Source organism: Saccharopolyspora hirsuta (assembly GCF_008630535.1).
GTDB lineage: Bacteria > Actinomycetota > Actinomycetes > Mycobacteriales > Pseudonocardiaceae > Saccharopolyspora > Saccharopolyspora hirsuta.
This window is the reverse complement of sequence record NZ_VWPH01000001.1, coordinates 197,714-217,039: the sequence shown is the minus strand read 5'-3', so window position 1 is coordinate 217,039 and position 19,326 is coordinate 197,714. Positions and strand designations below refer to the sequence as shown.

The 19,326-nt window shown below is 71.3% G+C and carries 16 protein-coding genes; 4 read left to right on the top strand and 12 right to left on the bottom strand.

The features are described from left to right. Positions 1-74: 74 nt before the first annotated feature. The 3 genes from F1721_RS00990 (at position 75) to F1721_RS00980 (ending at position 3,133) form a co-directional block, all read left to right on the top strand. Positions 75-899, top strand: coding sequence for a universal stress protein (locus F1721_RS00990; RefSeq protein WP_150064577.1), 825 nt, complete (start codon positions 75-77; stop codon positions 897-899). A 10-nt stretch (positions 900-909) separates the two neighbouring features. After that, complete coding sequence (locus tag F1721_RS00985) at positions 910-1,755, top strand: universal stress protein (RefSeq protein ID WP_150064576.1); 846 nt, start codon at positions 910-912, stop codon at positions 1,753-1,755. 379 nt (positions 1,756-2,134) lie between these two features. Beyond that, on the top strand, positions 2,135-3,133 hold the full coding sequence (locus tag F1721_RS00980; RefSeq protein WP_150064575.1) for an Acg family FMN-binding oxidoreductase: 999 nt from the start codon (positions 2,135-2,137) through the stop codon (positions 3,131-3,133). 69 nt (positions 3,134-3,202) lie between these two features. On the opposite strand, the gene F1721_RS00975 is transcribed toward F1721_RS00980, so the two are convergent. Together F1721_RS00975 and F1721_RS34885 are read right to left on the bottom strand one after the other, a co-directional pair. After that, the gene (locus tag F1721_RS00975; RefSeq protein ID WP_211840275.1) at positions 3,203-4,141 is read right to left on the bottom strand and encodes a nitroreductase family protein; all 939 of its coding nucleotides are present in this window, start codon (positions 4,139-4,141) and stop codon (positions 3,203-3,205) included. 195 nt (positions 4,142-4,336) lie between these two features. Continuing rightward, positions 4,337-4,522 (bottom strand): universal stress protein, encoded by a 186-nt coding sequence (locus tag F1721_RS34885; RefSeq protein WP_150064574.1) that lies wholly within the window; start codon positions 4,520-4,522, stop codon positions 4,337-4,339. A gap of 119 nt (positions 4,523-4,641) precedes the next feature. On the opposite strand from F1721_RS34885, the gene F1721_RS35560 reads away from it, so the two are divergent. Next, positions 4,642-5,046 (top strand): alpha/beta fold hydrolase, encoded by a 405-nt coding sequence (locus tag F1721_RS35560; protein WP_387510156.1) that lies wholly within the window; start codon positions 4,642-4,644, stop codon positions 5,044-5,046. On the opposite strand, the gene F1721_RS00960 is transcribed toward F1721_RS35560, so the two are convergent. From F1721_RS00960 to F1721_RS00915, 10 genes are all read right to left on the bottom strand, one after another. Beyond that, the gene (locus F1721_RS00960; RefSeq protein ID WP_150064573.1) at positions 5,001-6,266 is read right to left on the bottom strand and encodes a glucarate dehydratase family protein; all 1,266 of its coding nucleotides are present in this window, start codon (positions 6,264-6,266) and stop codon (positions 5,001-5,003) included. The two genes, F1721_RS35560 and F1721_RS00960, sit on opposite strands and share 46 nt — an antisense overlap. A gap of 28 nt (positions 6,267-6,294) precedes the next feature. Continuing rightward, positions 6,295-7,659 (bottom strand): MFS transporter, encoded by a 1,365-nt coding sequence (locus F1721_RS00955; RefSeq protein ID WP_246153980.1) that lies wholly within the window; start codon positions 7,657-7,659, stop codon positions 6,295-6,297. Between the two features lie 207 nt (positions 7,660-7,866). After that, complete coding sequence (locus F1721_RS00950) at positions 7,867-9,477, bottom strand: GMC family oxidoreductase (protein WP_150064572.1); 1,611 nt, start codon at positions 9,475-9,477, stop codon at positions 7,867-7,869. A 181-nt stretch (positions 9,478-9,658) separates the two neighbouring features. Next, on the bottom strand, positions 9,659-10,921 hold the full coding sequence (locus F1721_RS00945) for a D-arabinono-1,4-lactone oxidase (RefSeq protein ID WP_150064571.1): 1,263 nt from the start codon (positions 10,919-10,921) through the stop codon (positions 9,659-9,661). A gap of 185 nt (positions 10,922-11,106) precedes the next feature. Further along, entirely contained in the window at positions 11,107-13,890 is a 2,784-nt protein-coding gene (locus F1721_RS00940) for an AAA domain-containing protein (protein WP_150064570.1), read from the bottom strand. 136 nt (positions 13,891-14,026) lie between these two features. Then, the gene (locus F1721_RS00935) at positions 14,027-14,569 is read right to left on the bottom strand and encodes a hypothetical protein (RefSeq protein WP_150064569.1); all 543 of its coding nucleotides are present in this window, start codon (positions 14,567-14,569) and stop codon (positions 14,027-14,029) included. Positions 14,570-14,885: 316 nt separating this feature from the next. Beyond that, positions 14,886-16,385 carry a CocE/NonD family hydrolase gene (locus F1721_RS00930; RefSeq protein WP_150064568.1) on the bottom strand — a complete coding sequence of 500 codons (1,500 nt, stop codon included), beginning with the start codon at positions 16,383-16,385 and terminating at the stop codon, positions 14,886-14,888. After that, the gene (locus tag F1721_RS00925; protein ID WP_150064567.1) at positions 16,385-16,696 is read right to left on the bottom strand and encodes an AtuA-related protein; all 312 of its coding nucleotides are present in this window, start codon (positions 16,694-16,696) and stop codon (positions 16,385-16,387) included. Before F1721_RS00925 ends, F1721_RS00930 begins: the two co-directional genes overlap by 1 nt. Next, positions 16,683-17,990: an acyclic terpene utilization AtuA family protein gene (locus tag F1721_RS00920; protein ID WP_150064566.1), complete on the bottom strand. Its 1,308-nt coding sequence runs from the start codon at positions 17,988-17,990 to the stop codon at positions 16,683-16,685. Before F1721_RS00920 ends, F1721_RS00925 begins: the two co-directional genes overlap by 14 nt. Then, positions 17,990-19,261: a CitMHS family transporter gene (locus F1721_RS00915; protein WP_150064565.1), complete on the bottom strand. Its 1,272-nt coding sequence runs from the start codon at positions 19,259-19,261 to the stop codon at positions 17,990-17,992. The genes F1721_RS00920 and F1721_RS00915 overlap by 1 nt, the downstream gene beginning before the upstream one ends. Positions 19,262-19,326 lie beyond the last annotated feature (65 nt).

Sequence of the window (19,326 nt, the reverse complement as noted above, 5' to 3'; positions counted from 1 at the left end):
CCCAACGTCCCCGTGTGCGGCCGCCGGTCCGGGTACCCCAGGTAGCGCCCAGCACGTCCGAGGCGGGGGGCGGTATGCATCCAGGTGGACGAGTGGTCGTCGGGGTGGACGGTTCCCCGGCGTCGCTGGCGGCGGCCGAGTGGGCTGCCGACGAGGCCGTGCTCAGGCGCGCCGAGCAGCTGCAGTTCGTGATGGTGACGCGCGATCCGCTGGCCGACGACGAGGCCTGGGAGACCGTCGGCCCGGTCGCGGACCGGTTCGCCGCCCGCCGGTCGGGCGTGCTGGCGGCGTCGGAGGTCGTGCACGGCGACCCCACCGACGTGCTGGTCCAGTTCTCCGACGGCGCGGAGCTGGTCGCGGTCGGCTCGCGCGGGCGCGGCGCGCTGGCCGCGACGCTGCTCGGATCGGTCAGCGCCAAGGTCGCCGCGCACGCGCGGTGCCCGGTCGTGGTCGCGCGGGAGAACCGGGGCAGCGGCCCGGTGGTGGTCGGCGTCGACAACTCCCCGCACAGCCGGGCCGCGCTGCAGTACGCGTTCGACGCCGCGGCCCGGTACGGGTGCGAGCTCGTGGCCGTGCAGGCGTGGCAGGACTTGGAGCTCGCCCCCGTCGTACCGCCCCTGGACCACGAGCTGGCCGCGATGCGCGACGAGGCGCTGCGCGGCTTGTCCGAGCAGTTGGCGGGCTGCACCGAGTCCTACCCGGACGTGCCGGTCCACCGGATCGCGCAGCGCGGGCACCCCGTCTCCGAACTCGCCGCCGCCGCGGAGGGAGCGCGGCTGCTGGTCGTCGGGCACCGCGGTCGCGGCGGTTTCACCGGCCTCCTGCTGGGATCGGTGGCGGTGGGGGTGCTGCACCACGCGCAGTGCCCGGTGGCCGTGGTGCGGGACGCGAGAGGCTGAGGAGTTCACCATGCCTGCTGTCGTGGTGGGTGTCGACGGTTCGGACAGCTCCGCGCAGGCCGCCGAATGGGCTGCGGCGGAAGCAGATCGCCGGCACGTCCCGCTGCACGTCGTCCTCGCCAACGACGACCCGGCGCGCGCGGAGCACGCCGAGGACGCGGTGGGCCGGACGGCGGCGAAATGCCGCACCGACCACCCGGGCCTGGAGGTGACCGCCGAAGTCCTGACCGGCCGCCCCGTCGAGGTGTTGGTGGACCGCAGCTCGGCAGCGGACCTGCTGGTCGTGGGCGCTCGCGGGCTGGGCGGGTTCACCAGGGCGCTGCTGGGCGGGGTGAGCCTCGGCGTCGCCTCGCGCGCGTCCTGCCCGGTGGTCGTCGTGCGCCGGGGCGCCCCGACCGACGCCGGGCCGGTGGTGGTCGGGGTCGACGGTTCGCCGTGCGCCCGCAGCGCGCTGGAGTTCGCGTTCTCCGCCGCGGCCCAGCTCGGCGCGGACCTGGTGGTGCTCCAGGCGTGGCACGAGGAGAACCTGCTCTACACCCCGCTGTCCCCGAACTTCCGCGACGAGGTGGACGACACGGTTCGCCGAATCCTGAGCAGGGAGACCGCAGACCTGCGCCAGGCGCACCCGGACGTCGTGGTCCACGAGGTCGCCCAGCGCGGCCACCCGGTGGCCGCCCTGACCGATGCCGCCCGCGACGCCCGCCTGCTCGTCGTCGGCCACCGGGGAGGCGGCGGATTCGACGGACTGTTCCTCGGCTCGGTGGCGGCGGGCGTCCTGAACCACGCGCAGTGCCCGGTGGCCGTCATCCGCAACGCGCAACTCACCCGGCACGGAGAGGGAACAGGGCCAGGTTGACGATCGCGTGGCTCACCGAACCGAGCAAGCCGCGGTGCACGAAACCCCGGCCATGCCTGCCCACCACCGCGTCCTGCGCCTCCCGGGGCAGCGCAGCACGAGGCGAGCACTTCCGCGGGCTTTCTCGCGCACCTCGCTCCACGGCAGCTCCCAGTGCTCCGCCCACGTGAACGGGTCCAGCGGCAAAGCGGTCCACGCGTGCACCGCGACCAACCGGGCTGCCGCGCCTCACGACGCGTCCAGGCTGCGGCATCCGGCCGCAGCGGGGTCAGAGCAGTTCGTCGCCTGCGCGGCACCTGGCGTCGAGGTCGTTCGGCCCTCGCCCGTCCGGGTGCGCGGCGGGCATGGTGGCATCGAACCCGCGGACCGGGAGGTTCGGATGAGCACGTTCCCCACCGCTTTCGGGCTGACGGCGAGCCAGGTCCGGCAGGTCGTCCGGCTCGCCGGGATGGCCCCGTCGCTGCACAACAGCCAGCCCTGGCGCTTCCGGATCACGCCGCACCTGATCGAGCTGCACGCGGACCCGGGGCGGCGGCTGCCTGCCGCCGACCCGGAGGACCGGGAGCTCCGGCTGGCGTGCGGGGCGGCGCTGCTCAACCTCCGCCTCGCCCTGGCGCACGAGGGGATCCACCCGCTGGTGACCCTGCTGCCGCACCTGGGGGCCACCACCGCGCTGGCCGAGATCCGCAGCGGCGGGCAGGGCCAGCCGCGCCCGGACGAGATCCGGCTCCACGCGGCGATCCCCGCGCGGCACAGCCACCGGCAACCCTTCCGGGACGTCCCGGTCTCCAGCGCGGACCGGCACCTGCTCGTCCGCGCCGCGCAGGAGGAGAACACCTGGTTGCACGTGGTGCCGCCCGGACAGCTGGGCGTCCTCGAAGGACTGGTGCACCGGGCGAACCGCGTCCAGGTCGCCGACGCCCGCTTCCGGGCCGAGCTGGCGGCGTGGGTCGGCCGCGGCGAGGACAGCGCCGAAGGGGTGCCGTTGTCCGCGGCCGGGCCCAAACCCGACCCGGCCGATCAGTGGGTCCACCGCGATTTCACCGCGGGCCGGACCGAACGCGCTCCCGGGACGAAGTTCGAGTCCCACCCGCTGCTGGTGCTGCTGTGCACCCGGACCAGCGATCCGGAAGCCGAGCTGCAGGCCGGTCAGGCCTTGCAGCGGCTGTGGCTGACGGCGACCGCGCAGGGCTTGGCGGCCTCGATGATCTCCCAGGTCCTCGAGGTCCCGGAAACCCGCAGGGAGGCCATGGACCTGCTGGGCGGGCACGCGGCACCGCAAGCACTGCTGCGGATCGGCCACGGGACCACCGCTGCGGCCGCCCCGCGCCGGGACCCCGCCGACGTGATCATCGACGGAGTCGCCGAACAGCGGTAGCACCGTCCGATCATCACGTACAGCAGAGTGCCTCCCCGCGTTCGTGATCGGCGACCACCGGCGTGGTGCTCACCGGCCGACCTGCGCCCCGAAGCGCATCAGCGCCTGCGGTGCCCCGACCAGGCCGAGGCCGGCCGCGAGGCCGGAGCGGACTTCCGTCAGGTGCAGGGGTTGCGTGATCACGGAAGCGGCGAGACCGCGGCTGGTCGCTTCCAGCCACGCCTGCTCCACCGCAGCACCCGCGCGGACCTGATCCACCGGCCCTTCTGGCTGGACCCCCACGACGAGCACCGCCTCGCGCTGCATGCGGGCCGCCAGCGCGAACTCGTCGGGCAGCCGGGTGCGGCCCGTGGCCAGCCCCACCGCCGCGAGGCCCTGCTCGCCGAACCCCTCGCGGCGCAGGCCTTCACCCGTGGTCGTCGTCCACGAGGACAGCTCCCGCTGGTACTCGGCGTTGTCCCGGAAGGCGCGCGCCGCGTAGGTGAGCAGCCTCGCCACCCCCAGGGTCTCCTCCGCACCGGAGATCCACCGGCCGGTGACGCCGGGAGCCTCGACCGCCTCCAGCAGCGCGTCGCGGGTGCGCGCCGGGAGCCCGGTGCCGTCGAACGCCTGCCTGCAACTGCGGCGGTCGAGCACCGCCCCGGAACGACGACGCTCCACCTCGCTCGGCTCGGCCCGCCCGGTCGCGGTCACCGTGGCGGTCACCAGGCCAGCGCTGGAACCGAACGCCACCTCCGCGGTCCGGCCGAGGCCGCGGATCGCCAGCACCAGGTTCACCAGCGCCGCACCGCAGGAGAGGCGCCGGTCCCGGCCGTCGGGATCGTGCTGCACCAGCACGGTCGGGCGTTCCCGCAGCTCCGCGGTCCGCCCGTGCAGCGCGAGCGACCACGGCCGCGTGTTGTGCACCGACGGCGCGTTGCGGACCGCGCGGCTGATGACCACCGATTCCGCCGCCGACCACTCGCCCGCACCGCAGCCGCTCCCGGTCTCACCCGTGACGGTGCTCATCGGCATCCCCTTCGCCCTGGACTGCACTGCCGCGACCATCCCCCAGCGGGCCCGCCCCGACCAGGGAAGTTCGTCACCGAACCGCGGCGGCGTGGTCCGGGCGGAACGAACCCCGCAGCCCGCGGGGGGACCGTCGGGAGCAGTTCGAGCAGCGGGAACGGCACTCCGTGGAAGGAGGTGTCCACCCCGTGCACCTCAGGCCGCGCGGTTCCGGGCGATGAGCACCGGGCACAGTGCCACGTGCAGCAGTGCGCGGCTGGTCGCCCCCAGCAGCATCCCGGTCATCCCGCCCCGGCTGCCTACGACCAGCTGCGCGGCCTTGGCGTGCTCGACCGGGTAGCGCACCGGCCGGTCGCGCTCCACCACTCCGCACCGCCACATCGGGGTGCTCCGCCACCCGCTGTTCGGCGGCCGACGCCACCACAGAGGCGATGGTCACCGGCTTCTCCGCGAACACCACGCACCTGCACCGGATCCGGTCACAGTGACGCATCACCGTTATGCCACAGTGGACGGACGCCGGATCATCTACCGGGCGGCGCGCGCTGATCCCCCGGCTGGCCGACCGGTACCACGTGATCGCACCGGACCACGTGGGCTTCGGCTTCTCGGACGCGCCGCCGGTCGAGGAGTTCGAGTACACCTTCGACGCGCTGGCCGAGCTGACCGCCGGACTGCTCGACCAGCTGGGGGCGTGCGAGTACGCGATCTACGTACTGTTCGAGACCGTCCTAGGTGGACACCTGCACGCGGAGCAGGACCACCTCGACTTCTCCTGGCCCAGCGGAACCGTCCGCGTCCACCCCGCCGACCGACGGCTCCGGAATCCGGATCGGTTCCGCGCTGCTGGCGCTGATCGTCACCACGAGGGCACGGTGAAGTCCGGCCGGATCCGCCGCATGTAGCCGGTGTCGTCGCGCTCCGTCAGCCCGCAGGACAGGTACTGCTCGTGCAGCGCGCCCAACCGGTCCGCGTCGAGCTCCACGCCCAGCCCGGGCGTCGTCGGGACCGCGACGGCACCTTTCTCGAAGGTCAGGGCACCCGGCTTCACGACGTCCTCGGTCTCCTCCTTCCACGGCCAGTGCGTGTCGCAGGCGTAGGTGAGCTCCGGCGTCGCGGCGGCCAGGTGGGTCATCGCCGCGAGGCTGATCCCGAGATGGCTGTTGGAGTGCATGGAAAGACCGACCCCGAAGGTCGCGCAGATCCCGGCCAGCAGCGCGGATCTCCGCAGCCCGCCCCAGAAGTGGTGGTCGGACAGCACCACCTGCACCGCGTCCGAGCGGAACGCCGGGGCGACGTGGCCCATCTCCACCACGCACATGTTCGTGGCCAGCGGCATCGGCACCTGCTCGGCGACCGCGGCCATGCCCGGGATGCCCGGCGTCGGGTCCTCCAGGTACTCCAGGACGCCGTCCAGGGACCGCCCGATCCGCACCGAGGTCTCGACGCTCCACGCCGCGTTCGGGTCGAGCCGCAGCGGGTGGTCCGGGAAAGCCTCGGCCAGGGCGCGGATTCCCTCGGCCTCCTCGTCCGGGGGCAGCACGCCGCCCTTGAGCTTGATCGCCGAGAAGCCGTACTCCTCGATCATGCGCCGGGCCTGCGCGACCAGGCCGTCGGGGTCGAGCGCCTCGCCCCAGCGGTCGGGATCGCCACCGGGGTGGGCGGCCCACTTGTAGAACAGGTACGCCGAGTAGTCAACGCGGTCGCGGACCGCCCCGCCGAGCAGCGCGGACACCGGCAACCCGGTCTCGTGCCCCTGGACGTCCAGGCAGGCGACCTCGAACGGCGAGAACACCCGGTTGGACACGCCCGCGGCCACCATGCCGGACATGCCGCCGCCACCGCTGCCGTCATCGCCCTCCAGCGACGTCAGCACCGCGCGCTCCACCGCGTGCAGATCCCAGACGTCGGTGCCGACGAGGTGCTCCCCCGCCCGCCGCAGCCGGGCCAGGTGGGCGCGGTCGCCGTAGCTCTCCCCCAGCCCGATCAGCCCCTGGTCGGTGCGGACCTGGACGATCGAGCGGATCGCGAACGGCTCGTGCACGCCGACGTTGTTGAGCAGCGGCGGGTCCCGGAACGCGACCGGGGTGATGGTGACCTCGCTGATGCGGTGGTGAGCGGACAAGGACTCCTCCTCGGGCGGAAAGGGCGGTTCAGCGAGCGGTTTTCCGGGCTTCGACGGTGATCGTCTCCTCCGCGCGGGGCGCAGGGCGGACGAACAGCGCGAGACCGGCGGCCAGGACCGATGCCACGGCCAGGCCGTACATGGCGAGGGTGGTGCTCCCGGTGGTCTCCTCGACGATGCCGAACGCCGTGGGCGCGACGAACCCGCCGAGGTTGCCCAGCGAGTTGATCAGCGCGACACCGGCCGCCACGACCGACAGCGGAAGCGCCTGCTGGGCGATCGGCCAGAACTGCGAAGCGGCGCACTTGAACCCGACCGCGGCCAGCCCGATCAGCACCACGCCCCACACCGGCGACCCGAAGGTCGAGGCGAACGTGCCCCCGGCGGCGAGCAGCAGCATCACCGGCACCCACGGGCGGCGGACCCCGGTGCGGTCGGTCCGCCTGCCCAGCAGGTACATCACGACCAGCGCGACGAACCACGGAACCGCCGACACCAGCCCGATCCCGAACGACGACAGGCCCTCGATCCGCCCCACCATGCTGGGCAACCAGAAGGTGACCGCGTACCCGTTGAGCGTCATGGCGAAGAAGATCAGGCACAGCAACAACACCTGCGGCCGGACCGCGAGCCGCAGCTTCGACACCTGCCGGTCACCGGCCGCCGCGGCCTCGCGGCGCCGGTCGTCCTCGGCCACCGCAGCGCTCAGCGCGGCCTTCTCCCCCGCGGTCAACCACCGGGCATCCCCGATCCGGGAAACCAGCGCCACCAGCGCGTAGCACCCCAGCAGCACCGAGACGACGCCCTGCACCAGGAACATCCACTTCCACCCGGCGACGCCCAGCACCCCGTCGAGCTCCAGCAGACCGCCGGAGGCCGGTCCGGTGACGATGTAGGCCGTGGAGGATCCGCCCAGGAAGATCGCGACGGCCCGGCCGCGGAAGCGGTCCGGCAGCCAGCGCGTCAGGTAGTACATGACGCCGGGGAAGAACCCGGCCTCGGCGACCCCCAGCAGGAACCGGCCGACGTAGAAGCTGGTCGGCCCCTGCACGAACGCCATCGCGAACGTCACCGCACCCCAGCTGATCATGATGCGGGACAACCAGATCCGGGCGCCGAACCGCTCCAGCAGCATGTTGCTCGGCACCTCGAAGATCGCGTAGGCGACGAAGAACAGCCCGGCCCCGAGCCCGTAGGCGGCCGCCCCGATGCCGAGATCGGCCTCCAGGTGCTCGCGGACGAAACCGATGTTCGTCCGGTCCATCTGGTTGACCACCAGCATGACCACGAGCAGCGGCATCGCCCGCCGGAAGAACTTGCCGACGGCGCTGCGCAGCTCCGCGGAATCGGTCTCGGGCGCTCGATCAGGACTCGGAGATGACGACGATGTCACGAGGATCCTCTCGGCAACGGCGGGAAGGGGCACCCGCCAACGGCACGAAGCTGGACTACCGGCCCGGGCGGCGAAACCGCCGCCGGGATGCGCAACCCACGCTAGAAGCCGTCCACAATGCCTGTACAGAATCCTTTCTGCATCGCTCGATACCCAAACCGCATCGCCCCGGTGCGGGCGTCGAACCCCCGCACCGGACCGCGGGGGTCAGCTCCGGATCAGGTCCGCGCAGCGTTCGCCGATCATGATCGACGGGGCGTTGGTGTTGCCGCCGATGATGGACGGCATCACCGAGGCGTCCGCGACCCGGAGGCCGTCGATGCCGAGCACCTTGAGGTCCGGTCCGACCACCGCTCGTTCGTCCGAGCCCATCCGGCAGGTCCCCACCGGGTGGTAGACGCTGTGCACGTAGTCCGGGAGGACCCGGCGCAGCTCCTCCTCGTCGGAGTACTGCTGGCCCGGTCCGATCTCGCCCTGATTGTCGCCGACGCCGTCCATCACCTCGCGCACCATCCTGATGCCTTCGAGGAGGACATCGGCGTCCTTGCCGACCTTCAGGTAGGCCGGGTCGATCAGCGGCGGCGCCAGCGGGTCCGCGCTGGACAGGCGGACGGTGCCGCGGCTCTCGGGGTAGATCAGCGTCGGGAAGACGCTCTGCCCCGGCTTGGTCGACGGCGGGCGCACCGCCTTGTCGGAGTCCTGGTTCGGGATCGGGTAGACCCAGTACAGGCTCAGCAGCTGGAGGTTCGGGACCGACCCGGCGTGCGAGGTGCGCACGAACCCGGTCGCCTCGAACTGCGAGCCGCCCGCCCAGCCCGAGCCGGGGCGGAACAACTCCCGGGCCAGGCCGCGCGCGAAGTAGGTCGGGGTCGGCCTGCGCAGCGCCGAGTCCATCCGGAACGACACCGGCACGAAGAGGTGGTCGTGCAGGTTGTCCCCGACCGGCAGGTCCGCCCGCACCTCGATGCCGTGCTCGCGCAGGTGACCGGCCGGGCCGATGCCGGACAGCATGAGGAGCTGGGGCGACCCGAACGCACCCGCGGACACGATGACCTCGCGCCCCGCCCTGATGACGCGCCGGTCGCCCTTCTTGCCGATGACCTCCACCCCGGTGGCGCGCGAGCCGCTCAGCACCACCTTGGAAACGGTCGCGTTGGTGAGGACGACGAGGTGGTCCAGCGGGTTGTCGTGGAGGTACCCCTTCGACGAGGAGTAGCGCACCCCCGGGTCGGCGCTGAGCTGGACCGGGGCGATGCCCTCCTGGCTGTCCGCGTTGTAGTCGTCGAGCGCCGGGACGCCGAGGCGGCTCGTCGCCGCCTGCATGAAGCCCTGCGCGGCCTCGGTCAGACCGCCCTGCTTGCGGACGCGGATCGGACCGCCCGCCCCGCGGAAGTCGTTCGCACCCCCCTCCCAGTGCTCCAGGCGCTTGAACGCGGGCAGGACGTCCTCGTACGACCAGCCCTTGCAGCCGTCGTCGGCCCAGTCGTCGTAGTTCTCGCGGTTGCCGCGGACGAAGAGCATGCCGTTGACCGAGCTCGATCCGCCCAGCACCTTGCCGCGGGTCTGCGGAATCCTGCGGTTGGCCGCGTGCTCCTGGGGCACCGACTTGTAGCCCCAGTCGAAGAACTTCTTCAGCTGCGGCGTGGAGTGCACCACCGCGATGGCCCCCGGGATCCGCAGCAGGTTCTTCAGCGGCCCCCGGTCGTCCCGAGCCCCGGCCTCGACCAGGATGACGCTGGCCCCCCGCTCGGCCAGCCGTCGCGCCACGGCACACCCGGCACTGCCCGCACCCACAACGACGTAATCAGCCTCAGCCATCCCCGACGCCTTTCACCGCAAGCGGACCTCGTTCCGACGCCAACCCAAGCGCCCGCTAGGTTAGAACACGTTCTATCTCTTTGTCCATGCGGAGATCGAAGCAAACGCGCCTAGCACATCTCAACGACACACGACCGCTGGAACAAGTTCTCCACGAGATCTTCGGCGCGACCTCCGCGGCTCAGCCCAGCAGCGGTCGCAGGTGGTCGTTGAGGAAGGTGCCGTTCGGGTCGAACTCGCGGCGCACGGCGAGGAAGGTGTCGAACTCGGGGAACAGCTCGGCCAGCCGGTCCCGCGTCATGAAGTGGATCTTGCCCCAGTGCGGGCGGGCCTGGTACGCGCGCAGCCGCTGGTCCACGGCGCGCAGGAACGGCCAGTAGTCGGTACCGGGCTCGCCGGACACCGAGATCACCAAGGTGTCGCGCTGGTAGTTCGGCGACAGGTACGCGTCGTCGGCCGCTGTCCAGCGCACTTCGATCGGGTAGAGCTGGTCGGGGAACTCGTCGAGCATCAACCGCCGGATCTCGTCGAGCGCTTCCAGACCGCGCTCGGCCGGGACCATGTACTCCATCTCGTGGAAGGGCTCGTCGTACCCGCCGGGGTAGACCCGGTAGGCGCGGTCGGTCCGGTTCCCCACGTCGTCGGAGACCAGCCCGTCCGGCTCGGTGACCTCGACCTCGTCGTAGATCTTGACGTAGCAGTGGTCGCGCATCGGCTGCTCGGGCGGCGCCGGGAGCTGGTAGAGGTCCACCGAGTGGTCCGCGGGGCACCAGAAGAACGAGAAGTGCCGGTGGTCGGCGATGAGCGCGTCCCAGGACTCCTCGACCTCCTGCCACGGCCGGTAGCTGATCTCCTCCTTCAGGTGGTAGGCGGCGGAAACGGCCAGCTCGACCTCCAGCATCACGCCGAGCGAGCCGATGGCGACCTGCGCCGCGCGCAGTTCCCGCACCGAGTCCTCACCGATCTCGACGACCTCACCCCGCCCGTCGACCAGCCGCACCCGGCGCAGCGCCGAGGACATGTTCGGCAGCCCGATGCCGGAACCGTGCGTGGCGGTCGCGATCGCACCGGCGATCACCTGCTTGTCGATGTCGCCCTGGTTGGACAGCGACAGCCCGGCCTCCCACAGCGGCTCACCGAGCTGCCCGACCGTCGTGCCCGCCAACGCGCTCGCCCGCAACCGCTGCGGATCGGTCGCGGTCACCCCGCTCAACCGGGTCAGGTCGAGCATCAGCCCGCCGGTGGGCACGACCGGCGTGAACGAGTGCCCCGCCCCGGCGACCCGCACGTTCATCCCCTGCCGGATCGCGTAGCGGACGGCCTCGACGACCTCGGACTCGTCGCGGGGCCGGGCGTACACCGCCGGGGTGGCGGTGTGGTTCCCGGCCCAGTTGGTCCAGACCCGGTCGTAGCTGAAGGGCGCGGACAGCGAGGGCTCGGTCAACTGGCTGCTCCGATCTCGTGCGACGGATCTCGATCAGTCGTCGGGTGCGCCAACGCGGAGGGCGCAGGTCTCGGCATCAGTCTTCTGGCGGCCAATGATCCGTTCCCGACGTTCCCGCCGATAAGACCCGAACCGGTGAACCCGGAGCTGCGCGACGTGATCGCCGCAGGTCCACCGCTGGCTCGTCAGCGAGCCGCCTTCTGCGCCCAGTGCCTCTCCGCAGCGTCCAACGCCTGCCGGATCCGCCGCTCCTCGCGGCTTCCCGTGGTCGGCAGCCGCAGCAACGGCATGCTGTGGATGCGGAAGATCTCGTTCTTGAGCTCGTCGCGCTTCAGCTGCTCGGGGTTGTTCTCGTGGTAGGCGAAGCCGTCGACCTCGATCGCCAGCTGCGGCTGGTTCGTCACCCGGTTGTACACGACGAAGTCGACCGATGCGCGATTCCCGACGTACCTGGCCTGCCTCGGCGTGAGCGCGCTGACGTCGGGGAACAGGTTCTTCAGGAGGACCTGGGCGACGACGGTCAGGTGCTCGTACTGCTCCTCGGCGAGGATGTCGTGGAGCACGGTCCAAGCGATGTCCTCGGACTTGTACTGCCGCTCGTTCTTCAGCCGCCTGGCCAGCGATCGCAGTCGGCGCGAGTAGTCGCGGTAGAGCAGGTCGAAGATCGAGACCACCGCGCTGTCCTCGACTCCCCCGTCGGGATCGTGGTAGCGGATGTGCCCCACCAGGTCCCGGATGTGGCGGCTGGTCGGCAGCATGTCGTGGTTGGTCACCAGGACGAACCGCCGGATCGCCCGGGACACCGCCACGTTGATCAGCTGCGGGTTGTCCACGAACTTCAGCCCGCTGCGCCCGCGCCAGGTCTCGTCGAGGACCGTGGTCATGATGACCACTTCCTTCTGCCTGCCCTGGAACTTGTGCACGGTGTCCGCCGCGATGGTGTCGAGCTGGTCGCCCGCCTTGTCGGCCTGCAGGCGGTACGGGGTGGTGATGCCGATCTCCGCGGCCTCGATCCCCGCGCAGTGCTCCGGGATGACCTCGGCTTCGATGACGTCCACCTCGCGCTGGTTCGAGCGACCTCCGCTCCGGTGCTGGCGCATGTGGTTGCCCTCGACCGTGCGCACCACGATCATCGGGCGGGCCTCACGGCTGGTCGTGTACGGGATGAGGTCGCCGCCGTAGTACTTCTTGTTGCAGAACCCGATGATGGCCGGATCGCACCGGTAGTGCTCGCGCAGCAGGGTGCGCGGGAGGGCATCGCCGTACAGCTCCACCAGCGAGGACAGGATGCTGTGCCGTGCGCAGTCGTAGGCGGGGCTCGGTGGAGCGGGCTCCGCTGCGGACTCGGGAGGGATCGGCGGCAGCTGCTTGAGATCTCCCACCACGATGACGTTGCGGCAGCACGACAGCGCCAGCCCGGCGACGAGCGGATCGACCTGCGAGGCCTCGTCGATGATGACGTAGTCGAGCAGGAACCCGCTCGCGATGCTGTACCGCAACGAGTGGCAGGTGCTCAGCAGGGCCGGGTAGTCCGCGATGAACGCGGCGAACTCCTTGCCCAGCCTGAAGGTGTCCTTCTGATAGGTCTTCCGGGACGACGACCTGTACCGGGCGCCGAGCGCGGCGCGCAGGGTCTGGACGGAGAGGTCTCGGTGTTCCTGCGCCAACCCGTCGAAATCCGCCCGCTGCAGTTCGTCGTCGAGCTGCGCGATCTCCCGGTCCAGCTCGGCGATCCGCTTGTCGTAGTACGCGCGTTGCAGCCGGAGGACCGCGCTGGTGTCGTCGGGGTCGAGCCCGCGCAGGGAACCGTACTTGAAGTACTTCCGGATCCGCCGGATCAGCCCGGGACGCGCTCCTTCGCGCTCCAGCTCGCTTTCCGCCAGGTAGTCGAGGATGCGGCCGGACGAACGGCGGAGCAGCGGAAGACCGGTCAGGTCCGGGATCTCCCCCGCGCCCTGCTCCAAATGGTGTTCGAAGTGCCGCAGCTCCAACCGGTAGGCCGCGAGTTCTTGGCGCCGTTCGGCACGGTTGCGTTCTGCGGACTGCAATCGGCGCAGGCGCTCGTCCACCTTGGCCAGCCGGTCGAGGTCGGGCGGCTGCGGGATGTTGGCCGCGAGAGTGGCGACCTTCGCATTGCGAGCAGGTTGATCCTTGAAGAATTCCTCCTGCTTGTCCGCGTTCCCCAGGTTCGCGAGCACATGCCCGAAGCCCAGTCGATCGAGCTTCTCCTTCACGTTGTCGACGGCGGAGTTGCCTTGGGACACCACCGCGACCGTCCGGCCCCGGATGACGATGTTGGCGAGCAGGTTCAGGATGGTTTCGGTCTTCCCGGTGCCGGGCGGCCCCTCGATGACGGAGATGGACCGGGTGAGCCCGTTCTCCACCGCCTCGCGCTGGCTGAGGTTGCACCGGAAGGGGAAGATCGGAATGCCGTCCAGCTCTCGCGGCTCGATGGGTGCACCGACCAGGTACGTCCCCAGCACGCTCTCGGGGTGGACGAACCCACCGAGCTTGGCGTACGGCCGCACCAGCGGATCGTCCGCGGGGAGACCGGACAGGATGGTGCGCCAGTAGCGAAGGACATCGGCAGCAGGCCCTGATCCGGTCGCGCTGGTGAGCACGCGTACCTGGGAAGCGGGATAGAGCAGGTGCTTTTCGCTCCCCCGGATCCGGTAGAAGACGCGGGACCACGCGCCCTCGGGCGCGGCGAAGGTGACGACTTCGAAGGCGTTCTCCCAAACAGCGCCCTGAACCTCGACCCTGGCGTCCCCGGTGATCTCAACGCGTTCCGGATTGCGGAGGACGCGCACGCGATCCTTCCCGTACGGGTAACGGCGACCACGGGTGAATACGACGCCGACTCTTCCGTCCGCCTGGGGTTCGACTTCGCGGACCTCGGACGTCTTGTCCTGGAACTGCCCGGACTCCCGATCGAGGATCAGCACCGCTTGACCGCGCGGGTCGATCACACCGCCTCCCCAGCGGCGACGGCAGTCGTCACACCGCTCCTCTCGCGAACAGGCCGGTCAGGAAACAGTCGCAGCCATTCTGGCCGGGGAATCGATTTCCCGGAACCCCCACCGCCCGTTCGGAGCACACCGCCGATCACGGACGCGGGAGCAGCGCAGCGACCTCGGCGATAGCATCGAGATCGTCGGCGCTATAGGCACCGGAGAGCGTTTCCGCTTCCGCGATCGTCACTGTGGTCCCCCTCCGCTCCGCGTGGTAGTGGTGGCCGGTGAACTCGATATCGCGCATACCGAGGAGAGAACTGCCCAACGGCTTGATGTCGCCAGTGCCGTGACGATCCTCCAGGCGATGGAACTTCCCGGCAGTACTGCGGTTCCGGAAGTCGACCCACGCCACGGACACGACAGCAGCATCGCCCTGATCATCGCCGACGGCGAAGAGGATCCGGTCCAGCGACTTGCACGGGGTGCGGACCAGGAAATCGCGAACTTCCCCGAACGAGTGCGCAACGCAGTCGACGGCAGCGACCTTGTCGGACTGCCGCATCCTGCGCAGCCCCATCCGCCGCCAGGCATCGTCCACCTGCCCCCGCCGAACCGACCGCCTGGCCTCGGTCTTGCGCGCCTTGAGGTTTCGCGACGCGACATTCCGGACCGCCGTGTTCGCGGCCCCGCTCACCGCCGACTCACCTGCTGCCGATCCCGTGGTCACCGACGAACCCGCACCCAACGCGCCACTGCCCGATGCGAGCGCGACGGCGAGCGTGCCAGCAACGACGAGACTCCCGGCATTGCGCGGAGCTGGATCAGACCCTCCACCAGCACCGCCGATCCGACGCCCTGCCACACATCCCCCACGTGTCACCACGACCTGAGCCGACAGCGGCCCAGCATGGAGATCGCGAAGGACTCCTCTCAACCACTTCCCGCGAAGTTCGGCCATCCGAGTTAACCGGCAGGCTCCATGACCGCCGATCACCGCGATGGCCACAGCCTCAGGCCCGCACCGTGGCTCGGAGGGTTGAGCCTCCGGGGCCGAGGCGGAGGTTGACCTGGCCGGGTGGGGCGTCGCAGTCGATTTCCGGGTAGTCGTCCGAGGACACCGTGGCGCGCAGGCGGTGGCCTGCGACGAGGCGGTGGTGGGTCGGCCAGATGTGCACCGGCAGCGCGTACTCGGCACCCGGCTCCACCGGTGCCAGCCGTTCGTGCCCGTGCCGGTGGCTGGCCTTCAGCCATCCCTGGGTGATGCGGACCGCCGTGCCGTCCGCGGCCACGTCCTCGACGATCACCGCGATGTTGCCGTCCGGGGCCGAGAACGACGCGCAGATCTTGGCTTCGAGGTCCCCGGCGAGCACCAGGTCGCGGCGCAGCGGCCGGGTTTCGAAGACCAGGCGCTCGTCGGGGCGTCCCGGCCCTGGGCGGGTGTTGACGCGGAAGCTCCGATGCCCGGGCCTGCCTCCCTCGGACAACCGGCCGTCCGCGGTCAGCGCCAGCTGCAGGGCGGTCGCGTCCGGCGGCGGCCAGGAGGCGAACTGCTGCCAGCCCCGGCCAGCACCCGGGCCCGGCACCTCGTACGACGTGACCTTGGCCCGCGGCAGCGGCGCGCCGGGCAGGCGCATCAGCCACCGGTCCCACCAGGCGAGGAACGGCCGGTGGTCGAATCCGGCGTGCTGGCCTTCGGGCATGCCGTGCGCCCACGGCCCGGACACCAACCAGACGGTGTCCGGTCGCGCCCGGTAGTTCTTCACCATGCCGTCGCGGTAGCGGTCGTACCAGCCGTTGAACTCCAGCACCGGGATGTCGAGGTTCGCCCACCGGTGCTGGACGCTGCGCTCCCGCCAGAAGTCGTCGTAGCGCGGGTGCTCGGCGTAGGTGCGCAGCGTCTCCGGCGCCGTTTCCTCCTGCCAGGGGCGGATTCTCGGCGAGTAGATGCCGCCGCGGTAGATGGTGTTCTCGTACCAGTCGTGCAGCGCGTTCACCGGGGCGACCGCGACCAGGTGCGGCGGTTTGGTAACCGCCACCAGCAGGCTCGCGTGCCCGCCGTAGCTGACGCCGGACTGCCCGATCCGCCCCGTGCACCACGGCTGCGCGGCGAACCATTCGACGACGTCGTGGTTGTCGCGCTGCTCCTGGGCGCTGAACGGGTCGAGCTCGCCGGGCGAGGCACCTGATCCGCGCGCGTTGCACACCAGCACGGCGTAGCCGCGAACCACGAAGTCCCTCGCCGCACGCCCGAATTCGTCGAGCTGGTCGTAGGCGTTGTAGTCGTAGACGATGCCGGGGAACGGGCCCGGGGAATCCGGGCGGTGGAGGTCGGCTGCGATGAAACTCCCGTCCCGGAGCGGGATGCGCACTCGTTCGGTCCGAACTCCGTGTTGCGGTGGGCGGTCGTAGCGGAAGAAGGGATCGCTCAGCTGTCCCGCCGCGAAGGCGGGTTCGGCGGCGAGCAGCGCGCCAGCGGCCGTGGCACCGGCCAGGAAGGTCCTTCTGCGCATCAGGGTTCTCCTCGCAGCGGGAGGGACAGGAGGCGGGAGCTGAGGGTCTTGCCGTGGGTGTCGAGGGCCAGGGAGGTCGTCACGCCGCCGCCGAGGGCTTGGCGGCAGGTGAACTGCAGCGCGCACAGGTTCGGGAGTTCGTAGCGCAGGACCTCGCCGCGGACGTGGTCGGCGAGGTGCTCGCGGACCCGCTGCGCGGTCACTTCCCGCACCAGCAGCGGGAAGTCCTCGTCGCGGTGCGGGAACAGCGACAGCGTCGAGGTGTCGCCCTTGTCCCCGGCCCGGCAGTGGGCGATGTCATGCAGCAGCACCGTCGGCCTCCAGCACGGTCACTCGGGTTTCGACGTCGGCGCGCGGGATCAGGGCCGACACGATCCCGACCACCTCGCGGACGTCGGTGCGGACGCCGCCGCCGCCCGCCGGTCCGTTCGTGTAGAGCGCTTCGACCTCGTGGCACACGACGTCGGCCGCCGCCGGGTTCGGCGCCATCGCGGCCACCCGGAGTCGGCACTCGTCGCTCGGCTCGCCGGAATCCCCCAGCGCACCGAGGACGTCCGCCCTGATCCGCAACCCCGTGCCGCGCAGCCGGGCGGTGACGACGTCCGCGGCCAGCCGGGCCCGGCGGGCGGCGTTCGGCCCGGCGTAGCTGATGCCGCACTCCGCCCGGTACCCGGCGCGGTAGCCGACGCTGACCTTCAGCTCCGCCGGGCGGGCGCGACCGGTGGCGCCGCCGATCCGGACGCGGTCGACGCCGGTCTGCTCCGCGCGCACGGTGCGGAAGTCCAGCACCACGTCGGGCGTGCGGTAGCCCGTCGGGTCGGTGACCTCGTAGAGCAGCTGCTCGCGCACGGTCGCGGTCGAGACGACGCCGCCGGTGCCCGCGAGCTTGCCGATGGTCGCGGTGCCGTCGGGGGCCACCTCCGCGAACGGGAAGCCGAGCTCGGCCAGGCCGGGCACGTCCTTCACCCCGGGGTCGGCGAAGTACCCGCCGGTGACTTGACCCGCGCATTCCAGCACGTGCCCGACGAGCGTCCCGGACGCGATGCGCGGCCAGTCGTCGAGCTCCCAGCCCAGCCGGTGCGCCAGCGGCGCGACGAACAGCGACGGGTCCGCGACCCGCCCGGTCAGCACCACGTGCGCCCCGGTGTCGAGCGCGGGCAGCAGCGCGTCGGCGCCGAGGTAGGCGTTCGCCGACACGACCGGGCCGTGGTCGGCGAGCGGGATCCCGTCCTCCAGCGCGGGAAGCCGCAGGTCGAGCCGGTCCAGCACGTCGTCCCCGGTGACCACCGCGACCTTCCCGGCCAGCCCGAGCTCCGCCAGCAGGTCGCGGGTCTCCCGACCCGCGGCGAGCGGATTCGCCGCGCCCATGTTGGTCACGACCCGCACGCCGCGCTCGCGCGCCACCGGCAGCAGCCGCTCGAACCGCGCGCGCAGGCGCGGGTCGTGGCCGAGCGCCGGATCGCGCAGCTTGCGCTGCTGGCCGAGCGCGATGGTGCGCTCCGCAAGGCATTCCAGGACCAGGTCGTCCAGCCCGCCCCGCGCCGCGAGGTCCACCGCGGGCTCGATCCGGTCCCCGGCGAAGCCCGCCCCGCTGCCGATGCGCATCACAGCACCCCCGTGACCAGCGCGACGGCGGTCATCACCAGCGTGGTGCCGAACGCCCACTTGAAGATGAACCGCTGGTGGTCGCCGAGGTCGACCCCGCTCATCCCGAGCAGGATGAACGTCGAGGCGGTCAGCGGGCTGAGCGGGAACCCGGTGGTCATCTGGCCGAGGATGGCGGCCCGCCCGATGGCGGCCGGGTCGCCGCCGAGCGCCGCGGTGGTCTCGGCCAGCACCGGCACCACGCCGTAGTAGAAGGAGTCCGGGGTGAACACCAGGCTGAACGGCATGCTGGTGATCGCGGTGGCCACCGGCAGCAGCCCCGCCGCGGAGTCGGGGATGACCGACACCAGGGCCTCGGCCATCGCCTTGATCATCCCGGTGCCGGTGAGGATGCCGGTGAACACCCCGGCGGCGAAGATCACCACGACCACCAGCACGACGTTGTAGGCGTGCTTGGTCAGCAGCTCCTGCTGGCCCGCCCAGGACGGCCGGTTGACCAGCAGCGCCACCAGGAACGCCAGCAGGAACAGCACTTCCAGGTCCGCCAGCTGCGCCAGCAGGCACACCACCAGCGCCAGCGTCAGGACCGCGTTGATCCAGAACCGCACCCGCTGCGCGCCGGTGAGCCGGGCCCGGTCCACCACGTCGACCTCGATGACGCCGAGCCGCTTCCGCTCCGCCCTGCCGATCAGGTAGGCGGCGACCAGCACCCACAGGATCCCGGCGATCATCGCGGGCAGGACCGGCACGAACAGCTGGCCGCTGTCCAGGTTCAGCGCGGCCATCGCGCGGGCCGTCGGGCCGCCCCACGGCACCATGTTCATGACGCCCGCCGCCAGGCAGATGACCCCGGCGAGCACGATGCGCCGCATGCCCAACCGCTGGTAGATCGGCAGCAGCGCGGACACCGTGATCAGGAACGTCGAGGCCCCGTCGCCGTCGAGCGCGACCAGCAGCGTCAGCAGCGCGGTGCCGACGGTGATCTTCAGCGGATCTCCCCCGGCCCAGCGCAGGATCCGGGTCACCGCCGGGTCGAACAGCCCGGCGTCGATCATCAGGCTGAAGTAGAGCACCGCGAAGGTGATCATGATGGCCACCGGGGCGACGGTGACCAGCCCGTCGGCGATCAGCGCCCCGAGCTGGCCGCCGAAGCCGCTGGCCAGCGCCGCCGCGATCGGCACGAGGGTGAGCGCGAAGAGCACCGAGACGCGCCGGGACAGCACCAGGGCCAGGAAGACCCCGACGGTCAGGAATCCGCTCGCGGCGAGCATGAGCACCTCCGAAGTCGAACGGAGGTACTGTGATCCGCATCGCTCATGCAGGTCAAGCAAAAGTT

Coding starts and splice junctions, on each gene's coding strand:
- F1721_RS00985 (WP_150064576.1), top strand. CDS start 910: ATGCCTGCTGTCGTGGTGGGTGTCGACGGTTCGGACAGCTCCGCGCAG.
- F1721_RS00920 (WP_150064566.1), bottom strand. CDS start 17,990: ATGCGCATCGGCAGCGGGGCGGGCTTCGCCGGGGACCGGATCGAGCCC.
- F1721_RS00950 (WP_150064572.1), bottom strand. CDS start 9,477: ATGGCTGAGGCTGATTACGTCGTTGTGGGTGCGGGCAGTGCCGGGTGT.
- F1721_RS35560 (WP_387510156.1), top strand. CDS start 4,642: ATGCCACAGTGGACGGACGCCGGATCATCTACCGGGCGGCGCGCGCTG.
- F1721_RS00980 (WP_150064575.1), top strand. CDS start 2,135: ATGAGCACGTTCCCCACCGCTTTCGGGCTGACGGCGAGCCAGGTCCGG.
- F1721_RS00930 (WP_150064568.1), bottom strand. CDS start 16,385: ATGCGCAGAAGGACCTTCCTGGCCGGTGCCACGGCCGCTGGCGCGCTG.
- F1721_RS00990 (WP_150064577.1), top strand. CDS start 75: ATGCATCCAGGTGGACGAGTGGTCGTCGGGGTGGACGGTTCCCCGGCG.
- F1721_RS00915 (WP_150064565.1), bottom strand. CDS start 19,261: ATGCTCGCCGCGAGCGGATTCCTGACCGTCGGGGTCTTCCTGGCCCTG.
- F1721_RS34885 (WP_150064574.1), bottom strand. CDS start 4,522: ATGTGGCGGTGCGGAGTGGTGGAGCGCGACCGGCCGGTGCGCTACCCG.
- F1721_RS00975 (WP_211840275.1), bottom strand. CDS start 4,141: ATGAGCACCGTCACGGGTGAGACCGGGAGCGGCTGCGGTGCGGGCGAG.